A 13,582-nucleotide genomic window follows, 5' to 3' on the forward strand; every position below is an offset into this window, starting at 1 on the left:
GGACGACCGTACCGACCGCGCCCCTCGGCGTCGGCTCCGCTGCGAGCTGCTGGGTCCGTTTGCGAGACCCTCGTATGCTGGGCCCGTGAGGCGGACTTCTTTTGCGAACTGGCCCTGTTCCATCGCGCGCACGATGGACCTGCTGGGCGACTGGTGGACGCCGCTCGTGCTGCGTGAGGCGTTCTACGGGATCAAGCGGTTCGACGCCTTCCAGCAGGAGCTCGGCATCGCGCGCAACACCCTCACCGACCGGCTCCGTCGGCTGGTCGACGAGGGGCTCATGGAGAAGCGGGCCTATCAGACGGACCCGGTGCGCTACGACTACGTGCTCACCGACATGGGCCGGGACTTCTTCGGCGTGCTGGCCGCCATGAACAGCTGGGGCAACCGCTGGCTCAGCGGCGAACAGGGGCCGCCGGTCGTCTTCCACCACGACCGCTGCGGACACGAGAGCGAGGCCGCGGTCGTGTGCGCGGACTGCGGCGAGCCGATGACGGCCGAGGACACCCGCCCGCGGCTCGGCCCCGGCTACCCGCCGCATCTGGCCGAACGCCCGGACATCCAGAGGCGTTTCACCGCCTGAGCGCGGCCCGGCCCGCGCGTCCGCTTCCCGTTCCCGGCCCTCGGCGCCGGGAGCGGTTTTCCTTGACACGTCAGTCTATCTACGCAACTCTCAAGGTCAGGGCCCTGGGGAGGGTGAGCTTCCTGGGGGACGACAAGGAAGGCCGGAGACTCATGGAGTGGACGGGCGCGCGCTACGCGGACCAGCCGACCGTCGAGGTGGGGACACGGATCGACGCTCCGCCGGGCCGGGTGTGGGACCTCGTCTCCGACATCCGGCTGATGCCGGACCTCAGCGCGGAGCTCCAGTCGGTCGAATGGCTCGACGGAGCGACGGCGCCCGGGGTCGGCGCCCGCTTCGTGGGGCGCAGCCGGCACGAGTCGCTGGGGGAGTGGGAGACCACCTCGTACGTGGTGGAGTGCGAGCCGCACCGGGCGTTCGCCTGGGCCGTCGGCGACCCCGAACACCCCAGTGCCCTTTGGCGGTTCGCGCTGGAGGAGGCGGGCGGCGGCACGGAACTGACCCAGTGGATGCGGATGGGCCCGGGCCGTTCGGGGCTCTCGTTCGCGATCGACCGGATGCCGGAGAAGGAACAGAAGATCGTGTTCGTACGGCTGCGGGAGTTCGAGCGGAGCATGACGGACACCCTCGCGGCGGTCAGGAAGCTGGCCGAGCGCACGGAAGGGACCCAGGCGTGATGCGTACCTCCACGACGATCGAGGCGTCGGCCGGCGACTGGCGGGAGACCGTCGACTTCGTGGTCGAGGCCGAGAAGCTCGGCATGGACATCTGCTGGGTGGCGGAGGCCTGGGGCTCCGAAGCCCCCTCCCCGCTCGGCTACTTGGCGGCACGGACCGACCGGTTGCTGCTCGGCTCCGGGATCATCCAGCTCGGGACCCGCACCCCGGCGGCCATCGCCAGGGCCGCGATCACGCTCTCCAACATCTCCGGTGGACGCTTCCTCCTCGGCCTCGGACCGTCCGGGCCCCAGGTGATCGAGGGCCTGCACGGTGTGCCGTTCGCCCGCCCGCTGTCCCGGATGCGGGAAACCGTGGAGATCGTCCGACGGGCCGTCGCCGGGGACAAACTCTCGTACGAGGGAAGGGAGTTCACGATCCCGCTGCCCGGCGGCGAGGCACGGCCCATGCGGATGTCGATCCGTGCCGAACACGAACTGCCCGTCTATCTCGCCACGCTCTCGCCGAAGATGCTGCGTCTGACGGGTGAGGTCGCCGACGGCTGGCTGGGCACCAGCTTCGTGCCCGAGGGCGCCAAGGAGGCGTACTTCGACCATCTGGACGCGGGCCTCGCGGCGGCCGGCCGCAGTCGTGCGGAACTCGATGTCTGCCAGGGCGCCGAAGTGGCCTTCGCGGAGGACGAGGACGCGCTGCGCGCCATGGTCGCGGGCCGCAAGAAGGAACTCGCCTTCAGCCTCGGCGGGATGGGCTCCGCCACCACCAACTTCTACAACGCCGCCTACAGCAGGCAGGGTTGGGCGGAGATCGCCGCCGAGATACATGAGCGCTGGCAGGGCGGGGACCGGGAGGGCGCCGCCGGGCTCGTGACCGACGAGATGGTCCTCGGCACCACCCTGATCGGTACCGAGGAGATGGTCCGCGCACGGCTGGGCGTCTGGCGCGCCGCCGGGGTCGACACCGTCCGTCTCTACCCGGCCGGCACCACCCTGGACGAGCGGCTCACGACGCTGGGGCGCGCGTTGGATCTCGTGGCGGAGGCGAACAGGGCGAACGCCGCTCAGGCGTCCTCGGGGGAGCCGGTGATCGTCGAGTAGGCGACGGGGGGAGCGGTGATCGCCGGGAGTCCGCGGGGAGGCCGGTGATCGCCGAGGGTCCGAGGGGAGGCCGGTGAGCGCCGAACGGTTCGGGGGAAGCCGGTGATCGCCGAACCGTCCAGGGCCGGCCGGTGGTCGCCGGTGCCACCGTGAACTCCACCCGTGGTGGGGCCGGCCGGCAGTCTGCGGTCGGCCCCGGCGCCTGTCGGGCGTCACCCGGTCGGCGGTGCCCCCGTGGCGGGCGCGAGGCGGCGGGCGGACGCTCGAACTCCCCGGTGCTTCCGGCACCGGGACGGCCTGCGGCCGACACGCAGCGAGGTGGTCGAACATGAGCCAGGATTCTTCGAGGCCCCCGGGCCCCCCGCCCGGAGGCGGCACAGGATCCCAGCCCAGCGGCGGAGACATGCCGTTGTGGGGAGACCAGTGGTCAGGAGCCGGTCCGGCCGCGGGCGGCATGGGGCCGCCCCCCTCGGGCAGCAGCGGCTGGGCGGCCGGCGGAGTCACCTTCGCCGGTGTCCTCATGCTGGTGAACGGCGGCCTCAACATCCTCCAGGGCATCTCCGCGATAGCCAAGGACGACGTCTACGCGCGCGTGAACGACTACGTCTACCGCATCAACCTCACCGGCTGGGGCTGGATCCTGCTGATCCTCGGCGTGATCGCCGCCGTCACCGGCTGGGGGATCCTCAAGGACGCCAAATGGGCCCGGGTCACCGGCATCGTGCTGGCCTCGCTGAGCATGCTCTTCCAGTTCATGTTCCTGCCGTACGCGCCGATCTGGTCGGTCATCCTGCTGGCCATCGACGTCTTCGTCATCTGGGCCCTGGCCACCTACCGGCCCGACGTCCGGAACCCGCGCTGATCCGCCCCTCCCTCCGGCCTCCGCCGAGCGAGCGCCGCGCGGAAGGGCTGTCCAGTGCCGTCGAACCCCCTGAACCGGACCGAGCGGAACGAGACACGCCATGGATGACGTGACCGACCGGACGCGAGCGGGTCTGCCCGCGCACGGCGCGGCGGGTACGACCGACGATCCGGTGCCGACGTGAGCACCGGAGACATGAGCGGCGCCGCCGCGCCCGGTGGCGGCACGGGCGGCGCCGACTCGCGTGAGATCGCCGAACTGCGGGCCCGGGTCGCCGAACTGGAACAGCGCGCGCCGCGGCGCGAGCACCACCGCGTACGGTCCTCCTTCGCGGTCGTGCTGGTCCTCCTCGCGGCCCTGCTCACCCCGCTGAGCGCCGTGGCGGCCTGGTCGAGCGATCTGATCGGGAACACCGACCGGTACGTGTCCACGATGCAGCCGCTCGCCTCCGACCCGGACGTCCAGAACGCCGTCGCCAACCGGGTGACCGACGCGGTGATGCAGCGCGTCGACGTCCAGACGCTCCTGGAGTCCGTCGCCCCCGCCGACCGGCCGCGGCTGACCAAGGCCCTGGGGCCGCTCAGCGGTCCGATCACCAGCGGCCTCACGGACTTCGTGCACACCGTGGCGCTCAAGTTCGTCAGCAGCAAGGCGTTCGCCACCCTGTGGACGGAGCTCAACCGCAAGGCGCACGCCGCCGTCGACAAGGCGCTCACGGGCAAGGGCGGCGGAGCGGTGAAGCTCACCAACGACGCCGTCGTCATCGACCTCGCCCCCGTCATCGACCAGGTCAAGACGTCCCTGGTCGATAGGGGACTCACCGTCGCGGCCAAGATCCCCCAGGTGCACACGGACTTCACCGTGATGACGTCCGACTCCATCGGCAAGGCCAAGAAGCTCTACCGCCTGCTCGAACTGGTCGGGTTCTGGCTTCCGGTGCTGACCCTGCTGCTGGCGGCCGCCGGCGTGCTGCTCGCCGTCCGCAGGCGCCGAGCCCTCGTCACGGCGGCGCTCCTGGTGGCGGCCGGGGCCGCGGTCCTCGGCATCGCGCTGTGGATCTTCCGGGCGGTCTATCTCGACGGTCTCCCGTCCGATGTCTCCCAGCCGGCCGCCGCGTCGGTCTTCGACACCCTGGTGCGCTATCTGCGGACCTCGGTACGCCTGATCATCACCCTCGGCGTCATCGTGGCGCTGGCCGCGTGGCTGACCGGCAGCGGCCGGGCGGCCAGGCGGGTCAGCGCCGCCTGGACCGGCGGTATCGGTGCCGTGCGGACGGCGACCGGGGTCGAGCTCGGCGCGGTCGGCGCGTGGGTGCACCGGGTCAAGACGTGGCTCAACTGGACCGTGGTCGTGGTCGCCGTCGTGATTCTGCTGGTGTGGAACTACCCCACGGCCGTCGTCACCGTCTGGATCGCCGTCCTGGCCCTGCTGGCCCTGGCGGTGGTCGAGTTCCTCGACGACGACGGCACCCCGCATCTCACCGGCGCGCGACCCGGCGGCGGGGCGGCGGGACCGGTGCACAAGAGCCCGGCCTGACCGGCGGCCCCTCCCGAAGCCACCACCACCGTCGCCCAGCGGCACCCCGCCGCACCACGGATCCGGCGTCCCCCGACCCCCGTCGGCGGACGCCGGATCCGTACGCGGGAGAAAACCGCCTGACAGACCATCGGCACCGGGCTACGCTCCCCCCCGATGACGACTTCCACCCCCATCAGATCGGAGGACCCGTCCGCGCAAGGTGAGTGCTGATGCTCACTTCGACCGCGTACGAGGATTCCTCCCTCTCCTTCTGGCCGCGCGTGCGTGACTTCGCCGTGCCGCCCTCCATGATCGAGACCGCGACGGCCCGCCGGCTGCGCGGTGACTGGGCGGGGGCCTGCGCCGCCGCCGGTGTCGACCTCGACTTCGATCTGCGCTCGTCGGCCCGTACACACGGCCGCGAACTCATGTCCCGGGTCCGCCGCGATCTCCGGCATCTGGCTCCCGACCTGCTGCGCTGGCACCTGCCGAGAGTGGCGCCCGACGGGCTGCTGCGTCCCGGTCTCACCATCACACTGGCCCGCTACGAAGGCGCGGGACGCGACGGCGTACGTCCCGTGCACCTCGTGGTCCGCACTCCGCCCGCCTGGGCGGACGGCGGCCAGCGCATCGGCCTCGCGCTCTGGGACGCGGCCGACGGCGGTTCCCGCGACCGGTTGTCCCGCGACACCGGGGCCCGGCGTCACCCGCATCCGCGTCCGAGCCGGCGCCACCGCCTGGACCTGCACCGCCATCTGTGGGACACCCGCAGAACCGGTGAACTGCGGGTCCGTTCCGGGGCCGACCTGCCGGCGGACGGCGCTCGTCCGGGGAACGGGGACCCACCGGGTCCGGTGCCGGCCGACCTCGGCTGCGCGGTCGGCCGGTGGGCGGACGAGGCGGCGATCCTGCTGCGCGACGAGGGGCGCACGAGCGGCACCGTCACCGTGCGGCTCGGGACCCGCCGGTGGCTCCTCCTGGACCTGGCCGCGGACCCGGAAGGCGCGGATCCGCCCGCACTGCGGATCACCGCCGCGCCCGCCGACGGGACCGGCGACGGCCCCGCGGTGCCGGTGCTGCCCGACGCCGCGACCTGGGTGCTGCCCGACCTGGCGCTGCTCCGCGCCGGCGCCGTCGGGACCGAGCGGCTGCACCCGCTGGTCGCCTCGGCGCTCTTCCCGGACCACACTCCGGCCGCGGCCCCCCGGAACGCGGACCCGGCCGGATCGCCGCGCCTCGTGGAATGCCGGGGAGCCGTGCACCGTATCGGCCTGGTCGACGGCGTCCTCGCGGCGCTCGACCACGATCCGGACGAGATCCGCAGGGAGGAGCTGCTGGTCGCCCTGACCGGCACACCGCTTCCCTGTCTGCGCGTCATCGACGAGGCGCACCGGCGGCCGCACTGTCTCCACGGTGTCCGTGAACGGCTGCGCCACGGCGACACCGCCGGCGCGCTGGCCGTCGTCGAGGGACTGCTCGGCCCCGAGGCGGTGCTGCGCGACGGCGCCCTGCGGGACGAACTCAGGGCCGCCGCGCGGCGGCGCGTCACCTACGGACTGTTCAGAGCGGGGCTCTCCGGTCCCGGACCCGACCAACTCGGACCGGGGCCCGCCCGCCCCCGCGACCACCGCTCCCACCCGCGGGACACGACCCGCCGCTGACCTCCCTTCCACCGCCCGCCGAACGCCACTTGACCGCTCCGGCGGCCAAGTGCCGCGCCCAGGCGTGCCGTTCATGAACCCAAAGGTGATCAGACATGCCCACAATCAACCCCATTGCCGACCGGTCCGACGTCGCCGACACCGTCGTAGACCTGTCCGATGCCACCCAACTCGACGTGGCCGACGCCCTGTCGGCGCTGCTGCGCGACACCGGCACCGAGCCGCGCCCCGACACGCAGCTGGAGGCGCTGACCCTCGCCGTCGCCGCCGATCTGCCCGTACTGCTGTGGGGCGAACCCGGGATCGGCAAGACCGCCGCCCTCACCCAGCTCGCCGAGACCCTGGACCTGCCGCTGACCACGGTGATCGCCAGCGTCCACGAACCCTCCGACTTCTCGGGGCTGCCCGTCCTCGGGGACGATCCCGCGGAGCAGGGCGTGCCCATGGCCCCGCCGGACTGGGCGGTGCGGCTCGTACGCGCCGGCCGTGGGCTGCTGTTCCTGGACGAACTGTCCACCGCTCCACCGGCAGTTCAGGCCGCGCTGCTCCGCCTCGTGCTGGAGCGCCGCATCGGAACCCTCCAACTCCCGCCCGGTGTACGTGTCGTGGCCGCCGCGAACCCGCGCTCCTCGGCCGCCGACGGCTGGGAACTGAGCGCGCCGCTGGCCAACCGGTTCGTCCATCTCCAGTGGGCCCACGACCACGAGGTCGTCGTCCGGGGACTCGGCGGCACCTGGCCCCGGGCGACCCTGCCGAGGCTCGACCCGCACCGCCTCCCGGCGGCCGTGGACTTCGCCCGCCGCGCGGTGTGCGGACTCCTCACCGCACGCCCCGGACTGGTCCACCGGCTGCCCAGCGGCGAGACCCGCAGGGGCGGCGCCTGGCCCTCGCCCCGGAGCTGGGAGACGACCCTGAGGCTCATCGCCTTCGCGCATGCCGCCGGATCCTCACGGGAGGTGCTCTCCCTGCTGGTCAGGGGTGCCGTGGGCGACGGTCCGGGGCTGGAACTGCTGGCGAGCGTGGACCGGATGGACCTGCCCGACCCCGAGAGCCTGCTCGCCGACCCGGCGGGCGCCGTCCTGCCCGAGCGGGGCGATCTGCGCCAGGCCGTCCTCGACGGCGTGGTGGCCGCGGTCCGCGAGCGGCCCGGCAAGGACCGCTGGGACGCCGCCTGGACCCTGCTCGTACGGGCGCTGGACACCGGCGCCCCGGACCTGGTGGTCGTGCCCGCGACCACGCTCGCGACGCTGCGCCGGGAGGACTGGGACGTCCCCGCGTCCATCGAGCGGCTGGCCGGGGCGGTGGCGGTCGCCCGTCGCGCGGACGACGCGGCGGCCCGCGTCGCGGCCGCCGCCGGGGCACGACGATGAGGGCGCCCACGCCGGGGGTCGGGGACCTGGGCGAGCCGGGGATCCGGGCGACGACGGCGCTCACGCCCGGGACCCGCGCGACATCGGCGGTGCCCATGCCGGGGGTCGGGGACCTGGGCGAGCCGGGGATCCGGGCGACGACGGCGCTCGCGCCCGGGACCCGTGCGACATCGGCGGTGCCCACGCCGGGGGTCCGGGACCTGGGCGAGCCGGGGATCCGGGCGGCGACGGCGCTCACGCCCGGGACCCGCGCGACATCGGCGGTGCCCACGCCGGGGGTCGGGGACCTGGGCGAGCCGGGGACCCGGGCGACGACGGCGCTCACGCCCGGGACCCGCGCGACATCGGCGGCGCCCCCGCCCGGGACCCGGGACCTGGGCGAGCCGGGGACCCTGGATCTCGACAAGCTGTACGCGGCCCGCCTGCACGCGGCGCGGGCCCGGCCCTACCTCGCGACGGCCCTGTTCGCCCTGCACACCGTCGAGTCCCGGTGGGTGCCGACGATGGCCGTCGACCGGCACTGGCGCTGCTACGTGTCGCCCGGATTCGTGGACCGCATGCCGGTCGAGGACCTGGCCGGGGTCTGGGTGCACGAGGTGTCGCACCTGCTGCGCGACCACCACGGCCGCAGCGAGCGGTTCGCCCGCGAGCACGGGCTCACCGGCCCCGCGGAGCGGCTGCGCATGAACATCGCCGCCGACTGCGAGATCAACGACGACGCGTTCGGTGAGGGGCTCGTCCGGCCCGAGGGCGCCGTCACACCGGACTTCCTCTCGCTGCCGTCCGGGGAGCTGATGGAGGACTACCTCCTCCAGTTCAGGCTCGGCCCCCGCACCGAGAGCCTGGCCTGGCTGGACTGCGGCAGCGGCGCCGACGGACGCGAACGGGAGTGGGACCTCGGGCCGGACGGCGCGCACGGCCTCAGCGCCCAGGAACGCGACGCGGTCAGGTTCCGGGTCGCGCAGGGCATCAAGGCACGCCCCGGGAGGAGCCCGAGGGGATGGAAGCGGTGGGCGGAGGAGGCGTTCCACCAGCCGCAGCCGTGGCGGGAGTTGCTGGGGGCCGCCGTGCGCTCCGCCGCCTCCGGGCCCGGTGCGGGGGAGGACTACACCTACGGCCGGCCGTCGCGCCGCTCGGCCTCCCTGCCCGGCGTAGTCCTGCCGAGCCTGCGCCGCAGACCGCCGAGGGTCTCGGTGGTCATCGACACCTCGGGCTCGGTCAGCGACGCGGAGCTGGGCAGCGCCCTGCTGGAGGTCTCGGCGATCTCCCGCGCGGTGGGCGGCCGCCGCGACCTGGTCACCGTGGTCCCGTGCGACGCGGCGGCACGGATCGCGCACCCGCTGTGCCGGGCCGAGGGCATTCCGCTCCTGGGCGGCGGTGGCACGGACCTGCGCTCGGGATTCGCCGCGGCGCTACGGGTACGGCCCCGCCCCGACGTCGTCGTGGTCCTGACCGACGGGCAGACCCCCTGGCCGGCGGAGCGCCCGCCGTGCCGGACGGTCGTGGGCCTCTTCTCCCGCACCTGGTCGGACTCCTCGTACGACGAGGACGACCCCGACTACGTCCCCGACGCACCGCCGGCCTGGGCGCGGGTGGTGGAGATCGGCTAGGACCGCCTGGCGGCCGGGATGCCTCGTGGCCTGCGCGCCCGCCTGACGGCCTGGCGGCCGGGGCACCTCGTGGCCTGTACATCGACGGCCGGCCTGCCCGCCCGATGGCCTGCCCGCCCGCCGGATGGCCTGCCCCGCCTGCCTGCCGGCCTGCCTGACCGCCGCCCGGCCCGCCAGGCGTCCTGCCCGCCCGCCGGATGGCCTGCGTGCTCGCCCGGCGTCCTGCGTGCTCGCCCGGTGGCCGGGGATCGTCGAGCGTACGACGGTCGCCGGCCGGCCCCTGGGGGCGACGGTCGCCGCCCGGCCCCCGGGGACGTCCTACACGCTGTATCCCCCGTCCACGCCGAGCGCCTGGCCGGTGATGAAGCCCGCGCGGTCCGAGGCCAGGAACGCGACGGCCTCGGCGACGTCCCGGGCGGTGCCGAAGCGGCGCAGCGGGGTGTTGCGGCGGGTGATCTCCAGTGCCGCTTCGTCGAGTTCACCGGAACCGATCAGACGGGCGGCCATGCCGTCGGTCAGCATGCCGGGGGCGACGCAGTTGACCCGGACGCCGTAGCGACCCTCCTCGGCGGCCAGGGCGCGGGCGACCGCCTCGACCGCTCCCTTGGGTCCCGAGGAGAGCCCGTCGCGCACCGGGAACCTCCGGGTGGCCACGGTGGTGACGGCGACGAGGCTGCCCCGGCTCTCCCGCAGCGGCGGCAGCGCGGGATGCGCCAGGTTGAAGAACGCGCCCGCGTCCAGGTCGAGCTGGGTCCGGAACTCGCCCGGGGTGACCCTGCTCAGGTGCGTCATCGGTACCTGCGGGCCGGCGGCGTGGACGAGGGTGTGCAGGCCGCCGAGCTCCGCGGCCGTCCCGCTCACGGCGGCGGCCACGGCCCGCTCCTCGTTCAGGTCGAGGCGCAGAGCCCGTACCAGGCGGCTCCGGTCCGCGAACTCCTTGGCCAGCGCGGCGGCGAGCGCCTCGGCGGCCTCCCGGCCGGAGCGATACGTGAAGACCACGTCACTGCCCCGCTCGGCGAGGATCCGCACCACGGCGGCGCCGATGCCCCCGGTGCCGCCCGACACGAACGCGACACCCTCGCGGTGCGAGAAATCCGATGCGTGCGACATCGACATCACTGTCCCGTGGACTCGGCGACGCTGACCTTCACGACCACGCCCGCCCGGCGGGAATCCGGTGCGGATCCCCGCGGTGCGCGGGTCCGCTCCCCGACGGGCGACGGGACATTCCAGCACGCGCCGCGCCCGGAGAACAGCCGCGCGCACCGATGCGCCGCCCCGCGGCGGGGCGGCGCCTCCTCAGGGCTGGGTCAGGGGCAGGTGGAGGTCCGTGCTCGACAGGGTCATCGGCGTCGGCGAGACCGCCCGCAGCCGCATGCGTACGCCGGCCCGTGGGATCGGGAACCTGCCGTCGGGGGGACGGAGTTCGTAGCGGCCGAAGGCGTGGCCGGCCAAGGTGGACGGGCCGGATCTCACCGACCAGTAGCGGCTCATGCCCTGGCCCGTGGTCAGCGTGAAGTGCGGGCTCAGGGCCGCGTCGCCGAGATTGGTGACGCCGACCGTGAGTCCGGTCAGGGTGTGCGCGGTCCGGTGGGCCTCGGTGACCTGCATGCGCAGCGGCGGTGACCCGGTGGCCGCCAGCGTCACCGCCGCCGCCGAGGGGGCCAGCAGCAGGACGACCGCGGCCATCAGGGCCCCGCGCCGGTGCGGACCGCGCAGGAAGGCCGGGCGTGGCTGCCACGCCCGGCGGAAGGACTCCCAGGGCGCGGTGATCGCGGCGGCCACCCACAGCGGCGTCATCAGCAGGTAGTAGCCGTCCTGCGAACGGGTCGCCACATAGAACGCGCACCAGGGCAGCACCGTCGCGGCGGGCCCCAGCCGCCGCACGAACAGCACGAACAGGGCCAGCAGTGCCGCCGCGAGGAGCAGGCTCGCGTGTGCGTACCAGGCCAGGCGGTCGCTGCCGTCGGTGAGGTACAGCGAGATGCCGACCAGCCCCTGTCCGTGCATGTCGGCGTCCTGGGTGAGGGGCAGGGCGATCCCGGAGAACCAGGAGCGCGGCTCGCTCACGATGAAGTACGCGTTGATCAGCAGCCAGGTGGTGGCGGCGATGCCGGCGATCCGGCCGACCGCGATCGCCGCCGCCCGCGCGCCGAGGTCGCCCCGGCGCAGCGCGTACACGCCGGCCAGCAGGAACGGGGTGAGGAACCAGGGGAGCTGCTGCGCCGCGCAGGCCGCACCGAGGCAGACGGCCCGCGCGATGTCGCCCCGGCCGCCGCGGCCCATCCGCGGCCATCCCATCACCACCGGGATGAGCAGGGCGCCGGCGAGGATCGCCGGATAGCCGAGCCGTGCGTACGTCGGCAGCAGACCGAATCCGAGACAGGCCAGCGTCGCGGCGGACCGCCACGGCACCGGCAGCATCCGCCACATGACGACCGCGCCCGTGATGACGGCCCCGGTGCCGACCATGGTGGCGGCGGTCGAGCCGTGTCCGACCCACAGCAGTGGCGCGGTGAGCATCAGCGCGAGCGGCGGATAGCCGTACGTGTAGTCGTAGCCGCCGTTCATCGTCGCGGTGAGGGCGACGCCGTGGCCGAAGAGCCAGGGCCACGGGCGGCCGTAGACCTGGTGGCCGGCGATGAACTCGTGGGCGGCCTGGGTGGTGAGGACGGACTCGTCGCTGCCCTGGTGGTTCATGACCAGTCCGCACACGACGAGGGTCACGGCCGTCAGCAGGACGACGAGGTCGAGCCGCGCCAGCGACCGGCCCCGGCGCACCACGAGGGTCAGGACGCCGGTCGCCAGGATCGAGGCGTAGCAGAGCGAGATGATCGCGGCGACGAGGAGCCGGTGACTCGCTGCCTGCGCCCACAGCGGGCGCGTACCGATGAACAGGCTGATGTCGGCCAGGAGGGTGAGGACGCGGTGCCACTGGGCGGGCGCCTCGTCCGGGTTCCAGCGCGTGACCGGCCCGCCGGACGTGACCGTCGAAGGGACCTGGCGGCGCGTCGGCGCCGGCTTGATTTCTGCCGAGTACACGGCCCCATACGCTAATTCCGGCTGGTGAGCGGCGCTCGACGGGACGTGAAGAGTCGGGTGTGAGGCGAGTAAGAGCGTGCCGGCCGGGGCCGGCCGCGTCAGGCGTTGGACAGGGACACCTCGGTGGACTTGATCAGTGCGACGACCTCGGAACCGGTGGCGAGGCCCAGGTCCGTGACCGCCTCCCGGGTGATCGCGGAGGTCAGTTCGCCGCCCGCGACCCGGACCTTGACGCTGGCCATGGCGCCACCGGTGGTGACGCCGGTGACCGTGCCCGGCAGCTGGTTGCGGATGCTCAGCCCGTCGACCGGCCCGGTCGCCAGGGAGACCTCCGTGGACTTGACCAGGGCCCGCACGGTCGAGCCCGACGTCAGGCCGAGCTCCTGTACGGCCTCCAGAGTGACGGCCGCGGTGATCTCCCCTCCGGCGTCGAGCCGGACCTTGACCGTCGCCATCACCTCACCGGGGGTGACGGAGGTGACGGTGCCGGGGAGCTGATTGCGGATGCTCAGGCTCATGAGGAGGCCTCGCTTGCTGTGCGACGGGAGGGATAGGGACGTATATGCGTAGCTTGCCGCACGCGACGGATCCGGGTCCGGGTCGCCGACCGTGTCGCTGTTGGGCCGAACGGGTGACCATGCGTAAGAATTGCCCGGTGCAGACTACGAGTGCGAGCCAGGCCGGGGTGGACCGATGAGCGGCCACGACGTCACCGATGAACAGTGGGAAGGGCTCGCCCAGGTCGTTCCGTTGCGCGGCCGGGACGCCTGGCCGTCGGCGGTGCGGCACCGGTCGATCCCCGAGGCCGAGACCGAGACGCGGCGCCGCTTCGTGGTTCTGCGGGTCAACGTCTTCGCGGACGCCCGCGACGTCGCCGAGACGCTCATGTCCGGCATCCCCGTGCTCCTCGACCTGACCGGCGCGGAGACCGACGTCGCCAAGCGGGTCCTGGACTTCAGTACGGGCGTGGTCTTCGGGCTCGCCAGCGGGATGCACCGGGTCGACCGGAACGTATTCCTGCTGACGCCCCCGGGGACCGAGGTGCGCGGCCTGATGGAGGGGGTCGGCGTTCCCGGCCTCTGACCGCCGCCGTCCCTGATCGGGGGCCCGTCCCCCGATCGTAGGAAGGTCCCCCGGGCGTAACGGTTCGCCTCACGCCGGCGCC

At 73.8% G+C, this 13,582-nt stretch carries 12 protein-coding genes; 9 read left to right on the forward strand and 3 right to left on the reverse strand.

Going from position 1 to position 13,582, the window contains the following annotated elements; all coding sequences use genetic code 11:
* Positions 1 to 85 precede the first annotated feature (85 nt).
* The 8 genes from WJM95_RS25170 (at position 86) to WJM95_RS25205 (ending at position 9,375) form a co-directional block, all read left to right on the forward strand.
* Entirely contained in the window at positions 86 to 583 is a 498-nt protein-coding gene (locus WJM95_RS25170) for a helix-turn-helix domain-containing protein (RefSeq protein WP_339132062.1), read from the forward strand.
* A 152-nt stretch (positions 584 to 735) separates the two neighbouring features.
* Positions 736 to 1,260, forward strand: coding sequence for an SRPBCC family protein (locus tag WJM95_RS25175; protein ID WP_339135828.1), 525 nt, complete (start codon positions 736 to 738; stop codon positions 1,258 to 1,260).
* Positions 1,260 to 2,354: an LLM class flavin-dependent oxidoreductase gene (locus WJM95_RS25180; protein WP_339132063.1), complete on the forward strand. Its 1,095-nt coding sequence runs from the start codon at positions 1,260 to 1,262 to the stop codon at positions 2,352 to 2,354. The genes WJM95_RS25175 and WJM95_RS25180 overlap by 1 nt, the downstream gene beginning before the upstream one ends.
* A gap of 454 nt (positions 2,355 to 2,808) precedes the next feature.
* Positions 2,809 to 3,216 (forward strand): hypothetical protein, encoded by a 408-nt coding sequence (locus WJM95_RS25185; RefSeq protein ID WP_339135830.1) that lies wholly within the window; start codon positions 2,809 to 2,811, stop codon positions 3,214 to 3,216.
* Between the two features lie 180 nt (positions 3,217 to 3,396).
* Complete coding sequence (locus tag WJM95_RS25190) at positions 3,397 to 4,752, forward strand: hypothetical protein (protein WP_339132064.1); 1,356 nt, start codon at positions 3,397 to 3,399, stop codon at positions 4,750 to 4,752.
* A gap of 212 nt (positions 4,753 to 4,964) precedes the next feature.
* Positions 4,965 to 6,395: a hypothetical protein gene (locus tag WJM95_RS25195; protein WP_339132065.1), complete on the forward strand. Its 1,431-nt coding sequence runs from the start codon at positions 4,965 to 4,967 to the stop codon at positions 6,393 to 6,395.
* 95 nt (positions 6,396 to 6,490) lie between these two features.
* Entirely contained in the window at positions 6,491 to 7,765 is a 1,275-nt protein-coding gene (locus WJM95_RS25200) for a MoxR family ATPase (RefSeq protein ID WP_339132066.1), read from the forward strand.
* Between the two features lie 374 nt (positions 7,766 to 8,139).
* Complete coding sequence (locus WJM95_RS25205; protein WP_339135832.1) at positions 8,140 to 9,375, forward strand: VWA-like domain-containing protein; 1,236 nt, start codon at positions 8,140 to 8,142, stop codon at positions 9,373 to 9,375.
* 318 nt (positions 9,376 to 9,693) lie between these two features.
* On the opposite strand, the gene WJM95_RS25210 is transcribed toward WJM95_RS25205, so the two are convergent.
* From WJM95_RS25210 to WJM95_RS25220, 3 genes are all read right to left on the reverse strand, one after another.
* Positions 9,694 to 10,485: an SDR family oxidoreductase gene (locus WJM95_RS25210; protein ID WP_339132067.1), complete on the reverse strand. Its 792-nt coding sequence runs from the start codon at positions 10,483 to 10,485 to the stop codon at positions 9,694 to 9,696.
* 189 nt (positions 10,486 to 10,674) lie between these two features.
* Positions 10,675 to 12,288, reverse strand: a complete 1,614-nt coding sequence (locus WJM95_RS25215; RefSeq protein WP_339135834.1) for a hypothetical protein — start codon at positions 12,286 to 12,288, stop codon at positions 10,675 to 10,677.
* Positions 12,289 to 12,515: 227 nt separating this feature from the next.
* The gene (locus WJM95_RS25220) at positions 12,516 to 12,935 is read right to left on the reverse strand and encodes a TOBE domain-containing protein (protein WP_339132068.1); all 420 of its coding nucleotides are present in this window, start codon (positions 12,933 to 12,935) and stop codon (positions 12,516 to 12,518) included.
* A 175-nt stretch (positions 12,936 to 13,110) separates the two neighbouring features.
* On the opposite strand from WJM95_RS25220, the gene WJM95_RS25225 reads away from it, so the two are divergent.
* Entirely contained in the window at positions 13,111 to 13,500 is a 390-nt protein-coding gene (locus WJM95_RS25225; protein ID WP_339132069.1) for a cell division protein SepF, read from the forward strand.
* Positions 13,501 to 13,582 lie beyond the last annotated feature (82 nt).

The sequence above is a fragment of the Streptomyces sp. f51 genome, assembly GCF_037940415.1.
Classification (GTDB): domain Bacteria; phylum Actinomycetota; class Actinomycetes; order Streptomycetales; family Streptomycetaceae; genus Streptomyces.

Bases quoted from the DNA above. Each gene is read 5' to 3' on its own strand.
- WJM95_RS25180 (WP_339132063.1), top strand. From the start codon at position 1,260: ATGCGTACCTCCACGACGATCGAGGCGTCGGCCGGCGACTGGCGGGAG.
- WJM95_RS25185 (WP_339135830.1), top strand. From the start codon at position 2,809: ATGGGGCCGCCCCCCTCGGGCAGCAGCGGCTGGGCGGCCGGCGGAGTC.
- WJM95_RS25200 (WP_339132066.1), top strand. From the start codon at position 6,491: ATGCCCACAATCAACCCCATTGCCGACCGGTCCGACGTCGCCGACACC.
- WJM95_RS25175 (WP_339135828.1), top strand. From the start codon at position 736: ATGGAGTGGACGGGCGCGCGCTACGCGGACCAGCCGACCGTCGAGGTG.
- WJM95_RS25225 (WP_339132069.1), top strand. From the start codon at position 13,111: ATGAGCGGCCACGACGTCACCGATGAACAGTGGGAAGGGCTCGCCCAG.
- WJM95_RS25195 (WP_339132065.1), top strand. From the start codon at position 4,965: ATGCTCACTTCGACCGCGTACGAGGATTCCTCCCTCTCCTTCTGGCCG.
- WJM95_RS25210 (WP_339132067.1), bottom strand. From the start codon at position 10,485: ATGTCGCACGCATCGGATTTCTCGCACCGCGAGGGTGTCGCGTTCGTG.
- WJM95_RS25220 (WP_339132068.1), bottom strand. From the start codon at position 12,935: ATGAGCCTGAGCATCCGCAATCAGCTCCCCGGCACCGTCACCTCCGTC.